This is a genomic window from Candidatus Pelagibacter sp. IMCC9063 (genome assembly GCF_000195085.1).
Taxonomy (GTDB): domain Bacteria; phylum Pseudomonadota; class Alphaproteobacteria; order Pelagibacterales; family Pelagibacteraceae; genus IMCC9063.
The window spans coordinates 1,110,131-1,129,854 of sequence record NC_015380.1; the positions used below are offsets into that span (position 1 = coordinate 1,110,131).

23 protein-coding genes are annotated in these 19,724 nt (G+C 32.5%); 10 read left to right on the forward strand and 13 right to left on the reverse strand.

Going from position 1 to position 19,724, the window contains the following annotated elements:
• Window positions 1–3 precede the first annotated feature (3 nt).
• Window positions 4–741, reverse strand: coding sequence for a competence/damage-inducible protein A (locus tag SAR11G3_RS05940; protein WP_013695893.1), 738 nt, complete (start codon window positions 739–741; stop codon window positions 4–6).
• Window position 742: 1 nt separating this feature from the next.
• Between SAR11G3_RS05940 and sfsA the strand changes: the two genes are divergently transcribed.
• Genes sfsA through grxD form a run of 9 tightly spaced genes read left to right on the forward strand, consistent with a single transcriptional unit; the run spans window position 743 to window position 7,954 of the window.
• Window positions 743–1,441 (forward strand): DNA/RNA nuclease SfsA, encoded by a 699-nt coding sequence (gene sfsA / locus SAR11G3_RS05945; RefSeq protein WP_013695894.1) that lies wholly within the window; start codon window positions 743–745, stop codon window positions 1,439–1,441.
• Window positions 1,442–2,218 (forward strand): type I methionyl aminopeptidase, encoded by a 777-nt coding sequence (map, locus tag SAR11G3_RS05950; RefSeq protein WP_013695895.1) that lies wholly within the window; start codon window positions 1,442–1,444, stop codon window positions 2,216–2,218.
• A complete protein-coding gene (gene purB, locus SAR11G3_RS05955; protein ID WP_013695896.1) occupies window positions 2,215–3,510 on the forward strand; it encodes an adenylosuccinate lyase in 1,296 nt (431 codons plus the stop codon). The genes map and purB overlap by 4 nt, the downstream gene beginning before the upstream one ends.
• Entirely contained in the window at window positions 3,507–4,289 is a 783-nt protein-coding gene (purC, locus tag SAR11G3_RS05960) for a phosphoribosylaminoimidazolesuccinocarboxamide synthase (RefSeq protein WP_013695897.1), read from the forward strand. Before purB ends, purC begins: the two co-directional genes overlap by 4 nt.
• 1 nt (window position 4,290) lies before the next feature.
• On the forward strand, window positions 4,291–4,533 hold the full coding sequence (gene purS / locus SAR11G3_RS05965) for a phosphoribosylformylglycinamidine synthase subunit PurS (protein ID WP_013695898.1): 243 nt from the start codon (window positions 4,291–4,293) through the stop codon (window positions 4,531–4,533).
• Entirely contained in the window at window positions 4,533–5,207 is a 675-nt protein-coding gene (gene purQ, locus SAR11G3_RS05970) for a phosphoribosylformylglycinamidine synthase subunit PurQ (RefSeq protein WP_013695899.1), read from the forward strand. Before purS ends, purQ begins: the two co-directional genes overlap by 1 nt.
• The gene (gene purL / locus SAR11G3_RS05975; RefSeq protein WP_013695900.1) at window positions 5,208–7,397 is read left to right on the forward strand and encodes a phosphoribosylformylglycinamidine synthase subunit PurL; all 2,190 of its coding nucleotides are present in this window, start codon (window positions 5,208–5,210) and stop codon (window positions 7,395–7,397) included.
• Window positions 7,398–7,628 carry a BolA/IbaG family iron-sulfur metabolism protein gene (locus SAR11G3_RS05980; protein ID WP_013695901.1) on the forward strand — a complete coding sequence of 77 codons (231 nt, stop codon included), beginning with the start codon at window positions 7,398–7,400 and terminating at the stop codon, window positions 7,626–7,628.
• Window positions 7,628–7,954, forward strand: coding sequence for a Grx4 family monothiol glutaredoxin (gene grxD, locus SAR11G3_RS05985; RefSeq protein WP_013695902.1), 327 nt, complete (start codon window positions 7,628–7,630; stop codon window positions 7,952–7,954). Before SAR11G3_RS05980 ends, grxD begins: the two co-directional genes overlap by 1 nt.
• A gap of 1 nt (window position 7,955) precedes the next feature.
• On the opposite strand, the gene rpsD is transcribed toward grxD, so the two are convergent.
• The 12 genes from rpsD to SAR11G3_RS06040 all read right to left on the reverse strand — a co-directional run bounded on the left by rpsD (window position 7,956) and on the right by SAR11G3_RS06040 (window position 18,933).
• Window positions 7,956–8,576 carry a 30S ribosomal protein S4 gene (gene rpsD / locus SAR11G3_RS05990; RefSeq protein WP_013695903.1) on the reverse strand — a complete coding sequence of 207 codons (621 nt, stop codon included), beginning with the start codon at window positions 8,574–8,576 and terminating at the stop codon, window positions 7,956–7,958.
• A 56-nt stretch (window positions 8,577–8,632) separates the two neighbouring features.
• Window positions 8,633–9,013 (reverse strand): TrmH family RNA methyltransferase, encoded by a 381-nt coding sequence (locus SAR11G3_RS07745; protein ID WP_013695904.1) that lies wholly within the window; start codon window positions 9,011–9,013, stop codon window positions 8,633–8,635.
• 5 nt (window positions 9,014–9,018) lie between these two features.
• Window positions 9,019–9,345 (reverse strand): tRNA Cm32/Um32 methyltransferase, encoded by a 327-nt coding sequence (locus SAR11G3_RS07750; RefSeq protein WP_013695905.1) that lies wholly within the window; start codon window positions 9,343–9,345, stop codon window positions 9,019–9,021.
• Window positions 9,342–10,952 carry a citramalate synthase gene (gene cimA / locus SAR11G3_RS06000; protein ID WP_013695906.1) on the reverse strand — a complete coding sequence of 537 codons (1,611 nt, stop codon included), beginning with the start codon at window positions 10,950–10,952 and terminating at the stop codon, window positions 9,342–9,344. The genes SAR11G3_RS07750 and cimA overlap by 4 nt, the downstream gene beginning before the upstream one ends.
• Window positions 10,952–12,304, reverse strand: a complete 1,353-nt coding sequence (gene cysS, locus SAR11G3_RS06005; protein WP_041862396.1) for a cysteine--tRNA ligase — start codon at window positions 12,302–12,304, stop codon at window positions 10,952–10,954. The genes cimA and cysS overlap by 1 nt, the downstream gene beginning before the upstream one ends.
• Complete coding sequence (gene nadE / locus SAR11G3_RS06010; RefSeq protein ID WP_013695908.1) at window positions 12,297–13,034, reverse strand: NAD(+) synthase; 738 nt, start codon at window positions 13,032–13,034, stop codon at window positions 12,297–12,299. Before nadE ends, cysS begins: the two co-directional genes overlap by 8 nt.
• 40 nt (window positions 13,035–13,074) lie before the next feature.
• On the reverse strand, window positions 13,075–14,451 hold the full coding sequence (locus SAR11G3_RS06015; RefSeq protein WP_013695909.1) for a class II 3-deoxy-7-phosphoheptulonate synthase: 1,377 nt from the start codon (window positions 14,449–14,451) through the stop codon (window positions 13,075–13,077).
• 118 nt (window positions 14,452–14,569) lie between these two features.
• A complete protein-coding gene (locus SAR11G3_RS06020) occupies window positions 14,570–15,019 on the reverse strand; it encodes a YtoQ family protein (protein ID WP_013695910.1) in 450 nt (149 codons plus the stop codon).
• Between the two features lie 36 nt (window positions 15,020–15,055).
• Complete coding sequence (locus tag SAR11G3_RS06025; RefSeq protein ID WP_013695911.1) at window positions 15,056–15,799, reverse strand: YdcF family protein; 744 nt, start codon at window positions 15,797–15,799, stop codon at window positions 15,056–15,058.
• A 6-nt stretch (window positions 15,800–15,805) separates the two neighbouring features.
• Complete coding sequence (gene glmS / locus SAR11G3_RS06030; RefSeq protein WP_013695912.1) at window positions 15,806–17,626, reverse strand: glutamine--fructose-6-phosphate transaminase (isomerizing); 1,821 nt, start codon at window positions 17,624–17,626, stop codon at window positions 15,806–15,808.
• The gene (glmU, locus tag SAR11G3_RS06035; protein WP_013695913.1) at window positions 17,627–18,727 is read right to left on the reverse strand and encodes a bifunctional UDP-N-acetylglucosamine diphosphorylase/glucosamine-1-phosphate N-acetyltransferase GlmU; all 1,101 of its coding nucleotides are present in this window, start codon (window positions 18,725–18,727) and stop codon (window positions 17,627–17,629) included. It lies immediately after the preceding gene.
• Entirely contained in the window at window positions 18,703–18,933 is a 231-nt protein-coding gene (locus tag SAR11G3_RS06040; protein ID WP_013695914.1) for an NTP transferase domain-containing protein, read from the reverse strand. The genes glmU and SAR11G3_RS06040 overlap by 25 nt, the downstream gene beginning before the upstream one ends.
• A 72-nt stretch (window positions 18,934–19,005) precedes the next feature.
• On the opposite strand from SAR11G3_RS06040, the gene SAR11G3_RS06045 reads away from it, so the two are divergent.
• On the forward strand, window positions 19,006–19,689 hold the full coding sequence (locus SAR11G3_RS06045) for an HAD family hydrolase (RefSeq protein WP_013695915.1): 684 nt from the start codon (window positions 19,006–19,008) through the stop codon (window positions 19,687–19,689).
• Window positions 19,690–19,724: the final 35 nt, after the last annotated feature.

A 19,724-nucleotide genomic window follows, 5' to 3' on the forward strand; every position in this document is an offset into this window, starting at 1 on the left:
TGATTATTTAGCACTAAATACATAAATCATTTTTTCAATATCCTTTTTGCATTCTATAATTTTATTTTCATTTGTAGATCTCATTACGAGCATAGTTCCGAAGCCACCCTCTTTTGAGTATGGGTAACTACCTATGTCTATATCTGGGTACTTATCTTGGATGTTTGAAAGCTCAACTGCCATACTACTTTCTCTTACTTTGGCATCACAAGAAACGGAAATAATTTTTTTGCCACTGGTTAAAACCTCCTTTAATTGAGGTAGCATCAGCTCTACATAGCTCGGAATTCCTGGCAACACAAAAACGTTTTCTACTGAAAAGGCCGGTGCAGATCCTTGCTCATTATATATTAAGGTTGCACCCTCTGGCATTCTAGCCATTTTTTTTCTACCTTCATTAAAATCAGAATTCGCATAATACTTTTCAAGAATGACATAAGCTTCTTTATTGTATTCATATTTTTTTCCAAAAGCCTTTGCTACCGATTCCGAAGTAATATCATCGTGGGTAGGACCTATGCCTCCAGTAGTGAAGACATACTGATATTTCTTTCTCAGTTCGTTTAAAGAAGAGATAATTACATCTTCTTTATCTGGAATAATCTTTACTTCTTCTACGCTAATACCTAGATCACCTAACCATTTTGCTATAAAGCTAGTATTTTTATCAACAGTTCTGCCTGATAATATTTCATTACCTATAATTAGAATGGCTGATGTAAATTCTTTGCTGAAAATCATTATGAAATTTAAAAATAAATTAATACCGTCAAAATTTCAAAAAAGATATAAAAGATTTTTTACGGATGTTGAAAGTAAAGGAAAAACTCTAATTTCTCACTGTGCAAACTCTGGTTCTATGCTAGGACTTTTGGATGAGGGCAATAAAACTTGGATTTCTCCAGCAGACAACCCTGATAGAAAATTAAAATATACTTTAGAAATCATCAATGACAAAAAATCTAACGTAGGGGTTAATACTCATTTGGCTAACCGTATAGTGGAAGAAGCAATTGAAAAAAAGATCATTAAAGAAATTAAAAACTATTCTGAACACCAGCGTGAAGTAAAATTTGGTCTCCACTCTAGGTTAGATTTTCAATTAAGAAACAAAACTAAAAAAGCTTTTTTAGAAGTTAAGAATGTAACCCTGTCCAGGCAAAATGGAGTTGCAGAATTTCCTGATGCTGTAACTTCTAGAGGATTAAAGCATTTAGAGGAATTGGAGAAAGCTATAAAAAAAGGATACGAATCTTTTTTAATTTATCTAGTGCAGCGTGAAGACTGTAAAGAGTTTAAAATAGCTAAAGATATAGACCCCAAGTATTATGAGGGTTTTTTAAAAGCTAAAAAAAATGGAGTTAAATTTATAAGTTATTCGTGTAAAGTGAATGAAAAAGAAATTTACATAAACAAACCAATAAAAATTATATTTAAATAAGTGTCTATTCAACAATACTCCCAAGAAGATTTTAAAAAATTAAAAAAAGCAGGTTGCATAACTGCTCGGGCTTTAGATTTTTTAGATGATAAAATAAAACCAGGTATCACAACCAATTACATAGATAGAATTGTCTCAGAATTTCTTAAATCAAACAATGCTACTTCCGCTCCACTATTTTACAAGGGCTTTACTAAGTCTATATGCACCTCTGTAAACCACGTCGTTTGTCATGGCATACCTTCTGAAAAAATATTAGAAGATGGAGATATCGTAAATATAGATATCACTAGCTACATTGACGAGTTTCATGGTGATGCTTCTAGAATGTATTGCGTGGGTACCCCTTCTGTTAAAGCTAAAAAATTAGTGGATGTAACTTATGAGTCTTTGGTTCGTGCAATTAAAATATTAAAACCAGGAGTTACCTTGGGAGATATTGGCTATGAAATTCAAAACTTTGTAGAAAACGAGGGATTTTCAGTTGTCAGGGATTTTTGCGGTCATGGAATAGGTAGATTGTTTCATGAAGAACCGAGCGTTGTTCATTACGGTAAAAAAAATCAAGGCATGAAAATTAAAGAAGGAATGGTTTTTACAATTGAGCCTATGATTAATGCTGGAAATTTTCAAACAAAAGTATTAAATGATGGTTGGACAGCAGTTACAAAAGATAAGTCATTATCAGCTCAATTTGAACACACTGTTGGTATAACTAGTAATGGTTGCGAAATTTTTACATTGTCCAACAAACACGATAAAGAATTAAATCAATGATACCAAGATACAGCAGAGATATCGTTACCAGTATTTGGTCCCAAGAAACTAAATATAAAATATGGCTAGATATTGAAATTTATGCGGCTGAAGCCATGGAAAAATATAAAATTATTCCAAAAGGAGTTGCTGCCAAGGTAAGAAAAAAATCAAAGATTAATGTTAAGCGAATTGATGACATTGAGAAAATCACTAAACATGATGTGATTGCGTTTTTAACGTCCATTGCAGAAAAAGTTGGACCAGAAGCAAAATTTCTTCATCAGGGCATGACCTCTTCGGATGTATTAGACACTTGCTTTAATATCCAGCTTCAAAGATCAGGAAAAATACTACTAGATGATCTAGATCAACTTCTAAAGGCACTTAAAAAAAGAGCCATACAGCACAAGAAAACGATTTGTATGGGTCGAAGTCACGGAATTCATGCAGAACCAGTTACGTTTGGTTTAAAATTAGCAACCTATTATGAAGAATTTAAAAGAAATAAAAAAAGATTAGAAAGTGCTGTTAAAGAGATATCTACCTGTGCAATTTCAGGAGCGGTGGGAACATTTGCTCATATCACTCCTAAAGTAGAGCAGTATGTTTCTAAAAAATTAAATTTAATTCCAGAACCTATCTCTACACAGATAATTCCAAGAGATAGACATGCTCAGTTTTTTAGTGTGTTAGGAATTATTGCAAGTTCAGCAGAACGTCTTGCTACAGAAATACGTCACTTACAAAGAACCGAAGTTTTAGAAGCAGAAGAATATTTTTCATCTGGGCAAAAGGGATCTTCCGCTATGCCACACAAAAGAAATCCCGTGCTGACCGAAAATATTACTGGCTTGGCAAGAATGGTTAGAAGCTACGTATTTCCCGCTATGGAAAATATTGTTCTTTGGCACGAAAGAGATATTAGTCATTCTAGCGTAGAAAGAAATATTGGTCCTGATGCAACTGTTACTTTAGATTTTTTACTTAATAGATTAACCGGAGTTGTTAAAAATTTAGTAGTCCATAAGGGAAATATGCTTTCTAATATGAACAAGTTTAAAGGCTTAGTATTTTCTCAAGGTGTAATGCTAAAACTAACTCAAAAAGGTGTTAAAAGAGAAAATGCTTATAAAGTAGTACAAAGCAACGCTATGAAAACATGGGATAAAAAAGAAGATTTTTATACTAATTTAAGTAAAGATAAGTTAATTAAAAAACATCTAACAACAAAAGAACTTGGGCAACTGTTTGACCTCAACTATCATACTAAAAATGTTAATCATATTTTTTCAAGGGTATTTAAAAAATGAGTAGAGGAAAAAAAATTTACGAAGGCAAAGCAAAAATTTTATACGCGGGACCTGAAAGGGGAACTTATATTCAGTACTTCAAGGATGATGCAACAGCATTCAATAATGTTAAAAAAGCAGTCATTGATGGTAAGGGTGTTTTAAACAATAGAATCTCAGAATTTTTATTAAATCAATTAAATGAAATGGGTATTGAAACTCATCTTATAAAAAGAGTTAATATGAGAGAACAGTTAATCAAGGCTGTGGAGATTATTCCAATTGAATTTGTGGTTCGAAACATAGCTGCAGGCTCTCTTTCTAAACGACTAGGAATTCCTGAGGGCACCCAATTAAAAAGACCAATTATTGAATATTATTATAAAGACGATGCTCTGGGAGACCCCCTGGTTACAGAAGAGCATATCGACATAAATGACTGGGCTTCCATGGAAGAAATATCTATTGCAACAGATACATCACTAAGAGTTAATGATTTTTTAATTGGATTGTTTCGTGCTGTTGGAATTAAACTAGTCGACTTCAAATTAGAATTTGGACGTATTTGGAAAGACGATGAAAAAAGAGTTATTTTAGCGGATGAAATTAGTCCGGACACTTGCAGATTGTGGGATGTGAAGGACGAAAGAAAATTAGATAAAGATAGGTTTAGAAAAGACTTGGGTGGATTAATGGAGGCATATCAGGAAGTTGCCAAAAGACTTGGAATCATGCCAGAAGGTACCAACATCAAAGAAATTAACACCAAAATTTCTAAAAACTTTAAAATTAAAAAATAAATTGAAATTTGAAATTTTTGTTACTCTAAAAAAAGAGGTTTTAGATCCTCAAGGAAAAGCCGTTGAAGGAGCTATTCAAAACTTAGGCTTATCTAATATTTCTAATATACGACAAGGCAAATACTTCACTTTAGAAGTAAACGATTCCAATGAAGAAAAGGCAACCCAACAAGCAGAAGAAGCTTGTAAAAAACTTCTGGCTAACCTCACAATCGAAGAATATTCAATTAAAAAGATAGGCTAATGAAAGCATCGGTCATCGTATTTCCAGGGTCGAATTGCGATAGAGATGTTCAGGTAGCTTTAAAAAAATTTCAAATTGATACCACTATGGTCTGGCATCAAGAAACGAGCCTGCCCAAGTCTGATCTTGTTGTTCTGCCTGGAGGATTTTCTTATGGTGATTATTTGAGATGTGGAAGCATGGCATCTAAATCTAAAGTTATGAATGAAGTTATTAAGTATGCCAAAGATGGTGGTTATGTATTTGGAATATGCAACGGATTTCAAATTTTAACAGAGACAGGTTTGTTGCCAGGAGCTTTGCTAAGAAACAGTAAACTAAAATTTATATGCAAAAATGTTTTTATTAAAACTACTAATAACCAAACTGCTTTTACTAAAAAAATACCTGAAAATAAAATTTTATCAATACCCATAGCTCATAATGAAGGAAATTATTTTGCCAGCAAAGAAGAAATGCAATCTTTAAAAGAGCACAACCAAATCGTATTCCAATATTGTGATGAAGTAGGAAATATTTCAGGAGAATCTAATCCTAATGGTTCTTTTTTGAATATTGCAGGAATTTCTAATCAAAACAAAAATGTCCTAGGTATGATGCCCCACCCTGAACGATCTATTGATCAACTATTAGGTGGTGTAGATGGTCAAGGTATTTTCCAATCTTTATTATAAATGGAAACTGTATCAGTCGATCAAGCTACTAAACTAGGATTAACTCCTTCAGAATTTGAAAAAATTAAAGAATTGATCGGAAGAGAGCCTAATTTTACCGAGCTTGGTATTTTTTCTGCCATGTGGAATGAACACTGTTCTTACAAATCTTCTAGAGTTTGGTTGTCTCAACTTCCAACTAAAAATAAATACGTAATTCAAGGTCCTGGCGAAAACGCAGGGGTAATCGATATTGGTGATAATGATGTAGCCATCTTTAAGATTGAAAGCCATAACCACCCTTCTTATATAGAGCCTTATCAAGGAGCTGCTACGGGAGTTGGTGGAATCTTGCGGGATATATTTACTATGGGAGCCAGACCGGTTGCTAATTTAAATTCCATTCGGTTTGGAAGACCAGAGCATGCAAAAACTAAATACTTATTAAATGGTGTTGTTTCTGGGATAGCTGGCTATGGAAACTGCATGGGAATACCAACGGTTGGTGGTGAGGTAGAGTTTGACGAGTGTTATGACGGAAATATTCTAGTCAACGCGATGAATATAGGTATAGCCAAGAAAGATAAGGTGTTTCTCTCGATTGCAAGTGGTGTAGGAAATCCTGTTATTTATGTTGGTTCCAAAACAGGTAGAGATGGCATTCATGGTGCCTCTATGGCGTCTCAAGAATTTGATGATAATTCTGAAGCTAAAAAACCAACCGTTCAAGTAGGAGATCCCTTTGCAGAAAAACTTCTATTGGAGGCATGTTTAGAACTAATGAAGACAGACACCATTGTTTCCATTCAAGACATGGGAGCTGCTGGATTAACCTCATCTTCTGTGGAAATGGCATCTAAAGGAAAGTTAGGAATAGAAATTAATTTAAATAAAGTTCCTTGCCGAGAAGAAAATATGCAACCCTTTGAGCTTATGCTTTCTGAAAGCCAAGAGCGAATGCTAATTGTTTTAAAGGAAGGAAAAGAGAAGGACGCAGAAAAGATATTTAAAAAATGGGATTTAGATTTTTCTGTGATTGGAAAAATGACGGATAATAAAAATTTAGTTCTGCATTTCAAAGATGAGATAGTTTGTGACATTCCCATTACTTCTCTTGCAGATGAGGCTCCCAAATATAATCGAGAATGGGAATCTACACCCCTTCCTCAAGAAATTGATATGGATCAAAAATTAAAAGATTTAGATATTAAAACTTGTTTAAAGCAACTACTAAGCCACGAAAACCAAGCTAACAAAATGTGGGTCTGGGAACAATACGACCATATGGTTATGGGTGACACTATTCAAAAACCAGGTGGAGATGCGGCTGTAGTCAGGGTTCATGGAACCAATAAGGCATTAGCAGCTAGTGTGGATTGTACACCAAGATATTGCTTAGCTCACCCTTTTACTGGAGGCATGCAAGCTGTATGTGAAACCTATAGAAATTTATCTGCTGTGGGTGCAAAACCTAGAGCAATTACTAATTGTTTAAATTTTGGAAACCCTGAAAAAAAAGAAATCATGGGTCAATTTGTAGATGTTATTAAAGGCATAAAAGAAGCCTGTACTAAATTGGATTATCCAGTCATTTCAGGAAATGTATCTTTATACAATGAGACTAATGGAGTTGGAATCAAACCCACCCCTACTATTGGAGGTGTCGGACTCATTCAGGATGTGAATAATACTATGACTTATGGATTAAAATCATCCGACAATCTTCTAATCGTTGTTGGGGAAACCAAAGGTCATGTACACCAGAGCGCTCTATGCCATGACATTCTCTATTTAAAAAAAGGACCTCCTCCCACTATGAATCTAGAAGAGGAAAAAAAGAATAGCTTCTTTATAAGAGGTCTTATTGAAAAAAAATTAGCCCAATCTGTACATGATGTTTCTGATGGAGGAATTGCTTTAGCAATTGCAGAAATGTGTATGGCTGGAAAAATAGGCGCTAAAATCAGCACTAACTTAACAGGACCCGAAAGAGTAAAGTATTTATTTGGTGAAGATCAGGCTAGATATGTAATCGAGATAAAACAGGAGCATCTAAATAATTTAGTTCAAATAGCAAAAGAACAAGAGATAAGCATGACACAACTAGGCTCTACTAATCTAGAGCAATTTGCTATAGATGAAATTAAAATATCGGTTGATGAAATGATTAAATTAAATAATAATTGGTTTTATAATTACAATTCAAATTAAATGGCAATAAAACAGCAAGAAATAGAACAATTACTAAAAGAAGGTTTCCCCGATGCAGAGATTCAGATTCAGGATCTTGCTGGAGATGATAATCATTTTTCTGCAAAAATAATATCGTCTGCTTTTAAGGGAAAAAGTAGAGTTCAACAACATCAAATGGTGTATAGCTCTCTTAAAGGAAAAATGGGTACTGACTTGCATGCTTTAGCATTAACAACGGAGGAAAAATAATGAATATAAATGAAAAGATACAAGATACAATTTCTAAGAATGATGTAGTGCTATTTTTAAAAGGAACTCCAGATATGCCTCAGTGTGGTTTTTCCATGGCTGTTTGCAATGTCTTGAAACACTTGGAAGTACCATTTGATGGTATTAATGTTTTAGAAGATGAAGAGTTAAGAAATGGAATTAAAACATTTAGTGACTGGCCTACTATTCCTCAACTTTATATTAAAGGTGAGTTTGTTGGGGGTTGTGACATTATAAAAGAAATGTTTGAAAAAAAAGAACTTCAAAAACTATTGGAAGATAAAAAAATTACTTTTAAAAAGTAAATTATCGAGAGTAGTATTCTACTACTAGATTTGGTTCCATAATTGCAGGGTAAGGAATTTCTTCCATTTTAGGAACTCTTGTATATTTTGCTGTTAGTTGTTTGTGATCTACCACAACGTACTCTGGAACTTCTCTTTCCTTGCTTGCTACTGAACTTAAAATAGTTGTTAGCTGTTTAGAAGAATCTCTAACTTCAATTTCATCATTTTCTTTTAATGAATAACTTCCCACATTAACTTTTTTTCCATTTACTTTAATGTGTCCATGATTAATGATCTGTCTTGCTTGAAATACAGTTAAAGCAAATTTAGCTCTATACACCACTGCATCCAATCTAGATTCTAAAATACCTACTAAATTTTCTCCAGTATTTCCCCTAACTCTTTCGGCTTCTTGAAATACGTTTCTAAATTGTCGCTCGTTAAGATTACCATAATAACCCTTTAATTTTTGTTTTGCTTGCAATTGAATTTTGTAATCTGAAGGCTTTCCTCTAGCTCTTGTTTGTCCGTGTTGACCAGGACCAAATGCTCTTGTGTTAAATGGACTTTTTGGACGGCCCCAGAGATTAACTCCTAGTCGTCTGTCTACTTTATGTTTTGCTTGTATACGTTTTGTCATTATTTAAGATAGGCACTTATAAACAACAAAGGTTTTTTGTCAATAAGGCTTTAAAATCAGTACTTCTTTAGAGAACTGAAAATACCCATTAAAGTCTTCAGTTCTCGCTTAGTTAAGGGCTGTTGAGAGAATATGTTCTTAATACTTTTGACCATGAACTCTTTTTTCTCAATTGGCCTAAAAAAACGAGTTTTTTCCAAATTTCCAATCAGAAAATCATAGAATTTAAAGAGATCACTTTTACCGACAATCTCACTTTTGTCCGTATTATTATAAATAATTTTTTTTTGCTTGGATGTGTATAAATTATAAGCAACTACAGACACTGCATGCGATAAATTTAAAGATTCGTACTTAGCATCTGAAGGAATTTTCAATAGATAATTAGCACTAATTAAATCTTCATTACTTAAACCTGCATTTTCCGGACCAAACAAAATAGCTATTTTTTTTTACTTTTTTTAATAATTTTTACAGCCTCATCTAAGGAATATATTTTTTTATTTAGATTTCTAATTCTTGCAGTGGTAGCAAAAACAATATCACTTTTACGTAACGCATCTGATGTGGATTTAAATACTTTTGCTTTGTGAATAATGTCAACTGCCTTAACCGAAGTATACACAGCTTTAGTATTTGGCCATTTTTCTTTTGGATTTACTATTGCCAATTTGCTTAAGCCAAAATTTTTCATGGCTCTTGCGGTAGCTCCAATATTTTCTCCTATTTGTGGTTTAATTAAAACAATAGAAATATTTTTCAAACTCATTTTGAATTTTCTGGAGCTTGTGACTTATAAAGCTTATAATCAATACTATCTATTAAAGCTCGAAAAGATGCTTCGATGATATTTGGGGATACTCCTATCGTAAACCAATTCTCGTTACTTTTGTCTGAACTTTCAATTAAAACTCTAGTCATTGCATTCGTTCCAGTGTTTAAAATTCTTACTTTATAATCAATTAATTTTAAGTCTTTTAAGTATTCGGAATATTTTCCAATATTTTCTAAATTATTTCGAATAGCTTGGTCCAATGCATTTACTGGGCCGTTTCCTATTCCTTCACAAACAATTTCTTCACCGTCCACAATTAAAGTTGCTTTTGCTTTAGAATTTAAATCGGTAGAAGTTCCTTCATTTTTCACAACACTTACTTCATAATTTTTAATTTGAATGTAATTAGGAACCTGTCCTAACAATCTTCTAGTAAGTAATTCAAATGATGCATCGGCACCATCATAGGAATAGCCTGAAAATTCTCTATCTTTTACCTCATCTAAAATTTTTTGGATTTTAGGATCTTTTGAATCTACAGTAATTTTTAATTTCTCTAATCTGGAAATAATATTGGACCTACCTGCTTGATCAGAAATAACCACAGTTCTATTATTTCCAACTAAGGTAGGGTCTATATGCTCATAGGTCTTTGGATCTTTTTGAACAGCAGAGACATGCAGCCCTCCCTTATGGGCGAATGCAGAGGAGCCCACATAAGCAGCTCTATTGTTGGGTTTTCTATTCAAAATTTCATCTAATAATCTTGAGCAGTCAGTCAAATAAGCTATTTTTTCTTCATTTACAGACGTCGTAAAACGATCTTTAAAATATTTTTTAAAAAGCAAAGTTGGAATAATTGATACTAGATTGGCATTACCACAGCGTTCTCCTAAACCATTTAATGTTCCTTGCACATGTCTCACACCAGAAATAACAGCAGCCAAAGAATTTGCTACAGCATTTTCTGTATCATTATGAGTATGAATCCCAAGGTTAGCACCCGGTATAATCTTAGCAACTTCTGAAACTATAGTGCTTACTTCGTAGGGTAGTGTTCCGCCATTTGTATCACACATGACAATCCATCTTGCTCCATGATCATAAGCGGTTTTAATACAAGTTAAGGCGTACTCTTTATTATTTTTATATCCATCAAAGAAATGTTCAGCATCAAATATAAATTCCTTCTCATTCTTTACAAAATGCTTTGTAGTCTCTTTGATATTTTCTAAATTTTCTTCATTACTAATATTTAAAGCAATGTCTACATGATAGTCCCAAGTCTTTCCGACAACACAAACTGAACGAGTATTGGCATTTAACAAAGAAGATAATCCAGGATCATTTTCTGCACTTCGTCCACTTTTTTTAGTCATACCAAAAGCTACGAAAGTAGAGTCTTTAACATCTGGCTGGTGATTAAAAAAACTAGTATCCAATGGATTTGCTCCTGGCCATCCGGCCTCGATATAATCTAAGCCTAACATTGCTAAAGCTTTAGAAATTTTTATTTTGTCTTCTAAACTAAAATCCACTCCTTGGGTTTGTGAACCATCTCTCAGAGTTGTGTCAAAAAGATAAATTTTTTCTTTGCTCATTATATGTACTTCCAAGTAGTTGAATTTTCTTTATCTTCTATTAAAATACCTTTGTCATTTAATAAATCTCTTATTTCATCTGAACGTTTAAAATCTTTATTATCTCTGGCAAGATTTCTCTCTTGAATCAATATATTGACCTCATCTTCAGACAATGATTTTTTGCTTTTTTGATCTTTCCATCCTTCTGCATTAACATTAAACAGACCTATAAATTTACAAGCTGTAGACAGTTTCTTTCCTGATTTTGTATTTCCATCCATTGCCTCTTGATGCAATTTATGTAGCTGAGAAATAAATAAGGGAGTATTCAAGTCATCTTTTAGGGAATCTAACAAACTAGGATCGATTGTTTCATTTTCATCTGAATAAAAATCATACCATTTGTTTAATGACTTGTAAGAGTTCTCTAAAATTTGATTATTCCAATCAAAGGGCTGCGTATAATGAGTGCTTAACATAGCCAGTCTGATGACCTGTCCATCAAATTTACCTTTGAGCTCATTGATAGTAATAAAATTTCCATCTGATTTGGACATTTTTTCTTTATTTACAGTTACATATCCATTGTGCATCCAAAATTTTGCGAGAAGATTGGTCTCATTGGCACAAGTAGATTGCGCTATTTCATTTTCGTGATGTGGAAAAATCAAATCCAAACCTCCTCCGTGAATATCAAACTCTTTACCCAAATACTTTTCGGACATGGCAGAGCATTCCAAGTGCCACCCAGGTCTACCTTTGCCCCAAGGAGAATCCCATCCTGGCTCATCTTCAAGAGATGGTTTCCACAAAACAAAGTCTACTGGACTTTTTTTAGATTTCGAAATTTCTACCCTTGATCCAGAAATCAATTCATCAATTTTTTTATTAGAAAGACTGCCATAATCCTTATATTTAGATACCTCAAAATAAACATGTCCCTTTTCGATATAAGCAAATTTTTTCTCAATTAACTTTGTCGTTAACTCAATCATTTCTTGTATGTGATCTGTAGCCTTAGGTTCTTTCGTCGGAGTTAGACAATTTAAATAGCTACAATCATCTTGAAAATCTTTAATAACTTCTTTTGTAAGGTCTTGAATAGAGATATTTTTACTTTTTGCAGACTCTAAAATTTTATCATCCACATCAGTAATATTTCTGACATATTGAACTTTTTCTTTTCCAAATATTTTGTTTAACAATCTAAAAAGTAAATCAAATACAATTAAGGGTCTGGCATTACCAACATGAGGGTAGTCATACACAGTAGGTCCACAAACATACACGCGAACATTATTTAAATTCAAAGGAACAAAAGTCTGCTTGGATCTATTAAGAGTATTATATAACTTTAATTCACTACTCATCAAATTTACAAACTGGTATGGGATTCATTTTGTGTAAATTCATTTCTCTAATTTTTAAATATTTAGATCGATTAGCTGAATTGGGGTTGCTCATGGCCTCTTCTAACTCTTGATAGCTCATACCCAGTTGCTGCTCATCATTTCTTCCGTCAGACCAAAGCCCATCTGTGGGAGCTGCATTAATAATGGATGGATTGATACCAAGTTCTTTACCCATGTCCCATACTTGCGTTTTGGTACAATCCGCAATAGGAGAAATATCAACTCCTCCATCTCCATATTTAGTATAAAAACCTACACCAAAGTCTTCTACTTTATTTCCCGTTCCAACTACTATTCCATTATTGGATCCTGCGACCTGATACAGTGTGCTCATTCTTAATCTAGCTCTGGTATTTGCAAAAGCATGTTCATTGTTATTCTTACCTAAAGTTTTTTCAAATTCTCCAAACGTTGAATCTAAGTTTATATTTAAAACGTCCACATTTTTGAAATTATCAAAAAGCCAATCACAATGAATTTTGCTTAAATCATCTTGCTCTTTAATTTGCTTGATAGGCATGGATAGCACAAAAGTTTTAAATCCAGAAGCAGCACAGATAGTGCTAACTACAGCTGAATCAATTCCACCTGACACCCCCACCACCAAACTATCTGGTTTTTTTGGCATTTTAGAGCAATAATCTAAGATCCAGCCAGTGATAAATAAAATTCGTTCTTTAGGTTCCATGGTATTTTTTAACTTAAATATCTTAAAAAATCTAAGATAATTATGACGCTGCTTTAATGGAAGTTTTAGAAAAGTTAGAGTTTTTTTTAATTTCTCCTGAAATTAAGAATGCTAGCTCCAATGCCTGACTTGCATTTAGTCTAGGATCACAATGAGTATGGTATCTATCGGACAGATCTTTATCGGTAATATTTTGAGCACCTCCAATACACTCTGTCACATCCTGACCTGTCATTTCAATATGCAAACCTCCTGCAAACGTACCTTCGGATTGATGGACTTCAAAAAAACTTTTAGTTTCAGAAATTACATTTTCAAAAGGTCTAGTCTTAAATCCTGTGGATGCTTTTACTGTATTTCCATGCATAGGGTCACATGACCAAATTACATTTCTACCAGCTTTTTTAATAGCCTGTATTAGCTTTGGTAAAAATTTTTGAACTTTATCGTGACCAAATCTTGCAATTAAAGTAATTCTTCCTGCTTCATTATCAGGATTTAAAACTTCTGTTAATTTTACAATTTCTTCTGGGTCTGAAGTAGGACCACATTTAATTCCCAATGGATTTTTAATTCCTTTGCAAAATTCAACATGTCCACCATCTAATTGTCTAGTTCTGTCACCAATCCATAAAAAATGTGCCGACGTATCATGATATTCGCCTGTAGTAGAATCTATTCTTGTCATAGCCTCTTCAACAGGAAGTAATAATGCTTCATGACTAGTAAAAAGATTAACAGTACGAAGTCTTCGATTGTTTTCTGAAGTAATTCCGCAAGCATTCATAAAATCTAAAGCATCGGAAACTTTTTGTTCTATTTCTTGGTATTTTTCTTTAGCCTTATCTTTAACAAAAGACATATTCCACAAATGAACTTTATTTAAATCTGCAAATCCTCCTTGAGAAAAAGCTCTCAATAAATTCAATGTAGATGCTGACTGAGAATATGCTTTCAATAGTCTTTCTGGATCTGGCTCTCGTCCTTTAGCATCAAAAGCCATAGAATTAATATTATCTCCCAAGTAACTAGGCAGTTCCACTCCATCTTTATTTTCTGTGGGAGCGCTTCTTGGTTTTGAAAATTGACCAGCAATTCTACCTAGTTTTACAATAGGTAAACCAGAAGATACCGTTAAAACTAACGACATCTGCAAAAATAATTTAAAAAAATCTCTTATATTATTTGGATGAAACTCAGCAAAACTTTCAGCACAATCTCCGCCCTGCAATAAAAAAGCTTTACCTTGGCTTACTTTTGCCAAATGCTCTTTTAAAGATCTAGACTCTCCTGCAAATACCAAGGGAGGAAAGTTAGATAGTTCATTTAAGACATTATTAAGCTTATCCTGATCTTTGTATTCAGGTAAATGTTTAGACGGTTTGCCTTTCCAGCTATTTGGCTTCCAGTTTGTCATACAACTAGAAGTATATAAACTTAGTTGGCTTTCTCAACAAGTCATTTATTTCGAAGAAAAAAATTATTAATAATTAGGAGTGAGTTGGCTAATTAGTTAAAGTTTGTAATCAACAGGTCTATTTTAAAGATCCTTCCAATATATACTTTAATATACGGAATGCTTGATTTTGATCTTTGGCAACTGCAGCTGCAGATGCATCTACTTCTTTAAGTGCATGCTGATGATCGTCATTATGAATAACGATAATAGATTTGTTAAGAGCTGAAGCATATCCTGCATCAAAAGCTGCATTCCATTGCTTATATTTTTCACCAAATTTAACAATCACAACATCGCAATCTTGGATAGATTTTTTGGTTCGAATAGAATTAATATTGGCCCCTTTGCTATCTTTCCAAAAATTTTTTTCTTCAGCACCAAGTATTTCTACACCACAATTATCTGAATTTTCATGATTGGTTACAGGTGAAGAAAACTGAACCTCTAATTTTTCTTTTTGGCAAAGTTGGATAATTTCTTCTCTCCAGTTACTATGTATCTCGCCGGCTAAATATACGTTTAACATATAATACTATTTATTCTATTTAAAATTTTTTTACAATTAAAGCATAATTTTTACTAAAAAAATACCAACAAGCTCTCTAAAAAAAATATCAAAATAGTATAAATTATTTTGAATTCTTAAATTTTGATAGGAGTTGATTAAACTAGAATAATCACTCGAAATATAAAAAAAAGAAGGAAACCCTTGTATTTTAATATCATACTTTTTAGCTATCATTAAAGATCGTTTCATGTGAAAAGCACTTGTTACTAATAAAACTTTTTTATTTTTTTTATTTGTTAAGAAAAACTTTAGTTGCTTAAAGTTTTCAATAGTATTCCTTGCGCTGGGTAAAAAAATAATGTCTTTTTTTTCTATATTTGAATTTGATATTATTGTTTGCACAAACTCAGATTCTGGGTTTTCTTTATTCTTAGTGTCTAGGGATGTGTTTCCACTAGAATATAGAATTTGAACTTTCTTAGGCAAGTAGTTGTTTTTAATATTAATTGCTTGAACTATTCTCTCTCTACTACCACTAGGAACAAAAATATAATCAATATGATTTGGAAGTTTGCTATTTTTATAATCTTTTTCTAGACCATGATGAATTAAGTTTTTTCCTAAAGGAAATAAAGATATGCATGAAAAGAATAAGAAAAAAAAACAAAATATTTTTTTAAACCTTTCATTTTTCTTAACAATGCCTAAATAAAAAAAAATAATGAGTGCAAAAATAAAAAAATTACTAGGTAAAATTAATGGAGTTATAATTTTAGATGCGTAAAAATAAAGATTCATCCAAATCTATTCAACCGTCACTGATTTTGCTAAATTTCTAGGCTTGTCAATGTCGTACCCTTTGTTTTTTGCAGAATGAAAGGCAAGAATCTGCAAGGGCAATGTTAATAAAAACGGCAATAGTTCGTCTGATGTTTTTTCTACTTCGATAGTCTTCCAAACATTTTCGCTACTAATCTCATCTTTGCTTTTATTGCTTATCAATAGAACTTTTGCACCCCTCGATATAACTTCCTGCATATTTGATAAAGTTTTTTCATAATACTTATCTCTTGGTGCAAGTACTACTACTGGTATTCCTTCTTCTATTAATGCTAAAGGACCGTGTTTCATTTCACCTGCTGGGTAACCTTCGGCATGAACATAACATAACTCTTTTAACTTAAGGGCCCCTTCCATTGCTACGGGATAAGCAAAACCTCTTCCAAGAAACATGGAGCCCTTTGCATTGGCAAAGGTATTGCTAATATTTTCAATTTCTGACTCTACTGATAAGGTTGACTTGATTAACTTGGGTAGCTTTTTTAGTTCTTTTATTTTCTGCTCGAACGTTTTTTTATTAATATCTTTTTTTAAAAAAGAAATTTTTAAAGTAAGAATATACAAAACTAGCATTTGTCCAGTAAAAGCTTTTGTGGAAGCTACCCCAATTTCTGCGCCACAATGAATGGGCAGTACAAGATCAGAATTTCTTGCAATAGAGCTTTCGACTACATTGACAATACTCAATGTTTTCATTTTATTTTTTTTACAAAGCTCTAAAGCAGCAAAAGTATCTGCTGTTTCTCCCGATTGAGAAACAAAAATATATAAGTTATTTTTTTTAAATTTGTTAGTTTTGTAACGAAATTCAGAAGCTATATCAATTACAACATCTAAAGAAGTTAGTTCCTCTAACCAATATTTAGCAATCATACAAGCATGGTAAGCAGTACCGCAACCAATTAACGTAATCGAATCTATTTTTTGAATATCCCAAGGAAGATTATAAATATTAATATCATCTCTCAAATGATCTACGTATTCATTAATACAAGATTTGGCTGTGTCGGGTTGTTCAAAAATTTCTTTTTGCATGAAAGTTTTAAAGTCACCTTTTTCATAACTTTCTGACTCTTCTGATAGGGTTAATATTTTTTTATTAATTTTTTTTCCTTTGGAATTGTAAAATTCAGCATTGTCTTTTGTTAATAAGCAAATTTCACCGTCCTCTAAATAAGAAATCTTGTTGGTCATCGATTTTAAAGCGTAAGAATCTGAACCTAAATAGTTTTCATTGTGCCCATAACCCACCGCTAAGGGCGAGCCTCTTCTAGCTCCTACAATTAAATCAGGATTGTCTTTAAACAAAATCCCCAAAGCGTAGCTTCCATGCAACTTTTCTAATGTTTTTTGAATAGCTACAAGAGGTGTATTTTTTTTTAAATTTTCTGAAAGTAAAGCGGTAATAACTTCCGTGTCTGTTTGTGATTTAAATTTGTAACCTTTTTTTTCTAATAATTTTTTTAAAATAGTTGAGTTTTCAATAATACCATTGTGAACTACCGAGACACTTTCGTTAGAATGTGGATGAGCATTAATCTCATTGGGAATGCCATGAGTGGCCCATCGAACATGGCCAATACCAACTATTCCAGCAAACGTTTTTTTGGAACAGATTTTTTCTAATTTATTCACTCTTCCTTCACATTTAATTTCATCAATAAAATTATTTGAAAATGTAGCAATACCTGCTGAATCGTAACCTCTATACTCTAATTTTTTTAACGAACTAATAATATTGCTTACAACAGGCTTTGAGCTGGCAATTCCTATAATTCCACACATTTATTTTTTTTGTTTTTTATTGTTTAACTTTATTTTTTTTTGCTCAGCCCTGGTAAGTGCCAAGGTATTGTCCGGAACATTTTTCGTGATCACCGACCCTGCTCCAATAATAGAATTTTTACCTACAGTTACAGGAGCAACTAAAGAACTATTGGATCCTATAAAAGATCCTTTTTTAATCAATGTTTTGCTTTTTTTAACTCCATCATAATTGCAAGTGATAGTGCCAGCACCAATATTAACATCCTCTTCAATCATAGCGTCCCCAATATAGGAGAGGTGATTAATTTTAGAATTTTTATTAATTTTAGAATTTTTAGTCTCTACAAAGTTACCAATTTTTGAATTGTTTTCTAGTACTGTTCCAGGTCTAATTCTAGCATACGGTCCGATGGAAACTTTATTTTTGATTACAGCACCTTCAATGTGAGAAAAAGAACGAATAACAACATCATTTCCAATTTTAACTTTGGATGAAATTACGACATGCGGCTCAATTTTAACATTTTTTCCAAATGTTGTATCCTTAGATAAAAAAACAGTTTCAGGAGCAATCATTTGAACTCCTTGCTTCATAGCTTTGTTACGTAATTGATTTTGCATAATAGTTTCTGCTATTCCAAGCTCATTCATATCATTAATTCCTAAAGCGCTTTTAGCATCTTTTGCATTAATGAGCTTGATTTTATGATTATACTTTTTTGATAGTTTTACAATGTCGGTCAAATAAAACTCTTTTTTAGCATTATTATTTTTAATTTGAGTGACTAATTGCAAGGCTTTTGAGCTGAACGCCATGATTCCAGAATTGCAAGTTTTGATTTTTTTTTGAATTGCAGATGCATCTTTAAACTCAACAATCTCTGAAACTTTCCCTTTTTTCTCAACTACAATTCCATACCCAGTATTAACTTTTGGTTTAAAGCCCATTATAACAACGTCGTTTTTGGCTAACTGCTTATTCATATTTTTTAAATCATAAAAATCAATTAAAGGATTGTCTCCATACAAAACTATTAACTTGCTATTTTTCAGTTTGTTTTTTTTTTGAAATATTTGTACTGCATGACCCGTTCCTAGTTGAGGTTCCTGCAGAAGCATTTGTAAATCGGGATATTTTTTTTTATTCCTGATAAACTTTTATTAATCATAATAGAAATCTTAAAGGGCTTTAGTAATTTTGCTTTGATAATAACATGATCAATCATAGGAGTTCCTCCTAGAGTATGCATAACTTTAGGAGTTTCAGACTTCATTCTAGTTCCCTTGCCTGCTGCCAATATAAGAATATGTAGATTGTTTGCCATTTTCACTTGCTTCATATAATAATGAAAAAAGTATCTTAACTCACTAATTATTGCCTACTAAAACTTTAATAAATGATAAATAAAGCCATTCTTTTTGATCTCGACGGAACTTTAGTTGAAACTGCTCCAGATTTAATGTCAGCACATAATCATGTTATGGAAAAATATGGATTTGAAAAAAAACCATTAAGTGACATTAGGTATTTGGCAGGAAGAGGTGCTGCAACTATGCTTATGCGATCAGCCAATTCTCGTAACACAAAAACTGAAAATAAAATTGATGAAAAGACTCAAAAAGAAATGACCGTGGAGTTTATAGACTTTTATAGCAAAAATATTTGTAAAGGTTCTGTTATTAATCCTGGGGTAATAGATTATTTAAAGTGGTGCAAAGATCAAAAAATTCATTTAGCTGTTTGCACTAATAAAATGGAGCACCTTACCATCAAGCTTTTAAAAGAAATTAAACTCTATGATTATTTTGATTTTATAGCTGGCGCTGATACATTTAATTACAGAAAGCCTAATCCACAACACATAACTTCTATTTTAGAAATCTTAAATATACCAATTGAAAACTCTATTATGATAGGTGATAGTGAAACTGATGCTGAAGCTTCCAAAGCTGCTAAGGTTAAATTTATTTTAATAAAAGGTGGCTATACAGAAAAAAACTATGATCAGATTTTTCATGATCATTTGGTTGGTACTTTTGAAGAAATAAAAGATTTATCTAAAAAAATCCTTAATATTTAAAAAAGTTTTTGGGAATCGCAAAAAAAACCTCTATA

Bases quoted from the DNA above. Each gene is read 5' to 3' on its own strand.
- SAR11G3_RS05980 (WP_013695901.1), top strand. From the start codon at position 7,398: ATGGCAATAAAACAGCAAGAAATAGAACAATTACTAAAAGAAGGTTTC.
- grxD (WP_013695902.1), top strand. From the start codon at position 7,628: ATGAATATAAATGAAAAGATACAAGATACAATTTCTAAGAATGATGTA.
- purB (WP_013695896.1), top strand. From the start codon at position 2,215: ATGATACCAAGATACAGCAGAGATATCGTTACCAGTATTTGGTCCCAA.
- SAR11G3_RS06025 (WP_013695911.1), bottom strand. From the start codon at position 15,799: ATGAATCTTTATTTTTACGCATCTAAAATTATAACTCCATTAATTTTA.
- glmS (WP_013695912.1), bottom strand. From the start codon at position 17,626: ATGTGTGGAATTATAGGAATTGCCAGCTCAAAGCCTGTTGTAAGCAAT.
- sfsA (WP_013695894.1), top strand. From the start codon at position 743: ATGAAATTTAAAAATAAATTAATACCGTCAAAATTTCAAAAAAGATAT.
- SAR11G3_RS06045 (WP_013695915.1), top strand. From the start codon at position 19,006: ATGATAAATAAAGCCATTCTTTTTGATCTCGACGGAACTTTAGTTGAA.
- SAR11G3_RS05940 (WP_013695893.1), bottom strand. From the start codon at position 741: ATGATTTTCAGCAAAGAATTTACATCAGCCATTCTAATTATAGGTAAT.
- SAR11G3_RS06040 (WP_013695914.1), bottom strand. From the start codon at position 18,933: ATGGCAAACAATCTACATATTCTTATATTGGCAGCAGGCAAGGGAACT.
- purQ (WP_013695899.1), top strand. From the start codon at position 4,533: ATGAAAGCATCGGTCATCGTATTTCCAGGGTCGAATTGCGATAGAGAT.
- SAR11G3_RS06020 (WP_013695910.1), bottom strand. From the start codon at position 15,019: ATGTTAAACGTATATTTAGCCGGCGAGATACATAGTAACTGGAGAGAA.
- purL (WP_013695900.1), top strand. From the start codon at position 5,208: ATGGAAACTGTATCAGTCGATCAAGCTACTAAACTAGGATTAACTCCT.
- purC (WP_013695897.1), top strand. From the start codon at position 3,507: ATGAGTAGAGGAAAAAAAATTTACGAAGGCAAAGCAAAAATTTTATAC.
- cysS (WP_041862396.1), bottom strand. From the start codon at position 12,304: ATGAGTAGTGAATTAAAGTTATATAATACTCTTAATAGATCCAAGCAG.
- SAR11G3_RS06015 (WP_013695909.1), bottom strand. From the start codon at position 14,451: ATGACAAACTGGAAGCCAAATAGCTGGAAAGGCAAACCGTCTAAACAT.
- nadE (WP_013695908.1), bottom strand. From the start codon at position 13,034: ATGGAACCTAAAGAACGAATTTTATTTATCACTGGCTGGATCTTAGAT.
- glmU (WP_013695913.1), bottom strand. From the start codon at position 18,727: ATGCTTCTGCAGGAACCTCAACTAGGAACGGGTCATGCAGTACAAATA.
- rpsD (WP_013695903.1), bottom strand. From the start codon at position 8,576: ATGACAAAACGTATACAAGCAAAACATAAAGTAGACAGACGACTAGGA.
- SAR11G3_RS07750 (WP_013695905.1), bottom strand. From the start codon at position 9,345: ATGAGTTTGAAAAATATTTCTATTGTTTTAATTAAACCACAAATAGGA.
- cimA (WP_013695906.1), bottom strand. From the start codon at position 10,952: ATGAGCAAAGAAAAAATTTATCTTTTTGACACAACTCTGAGAGATGGT.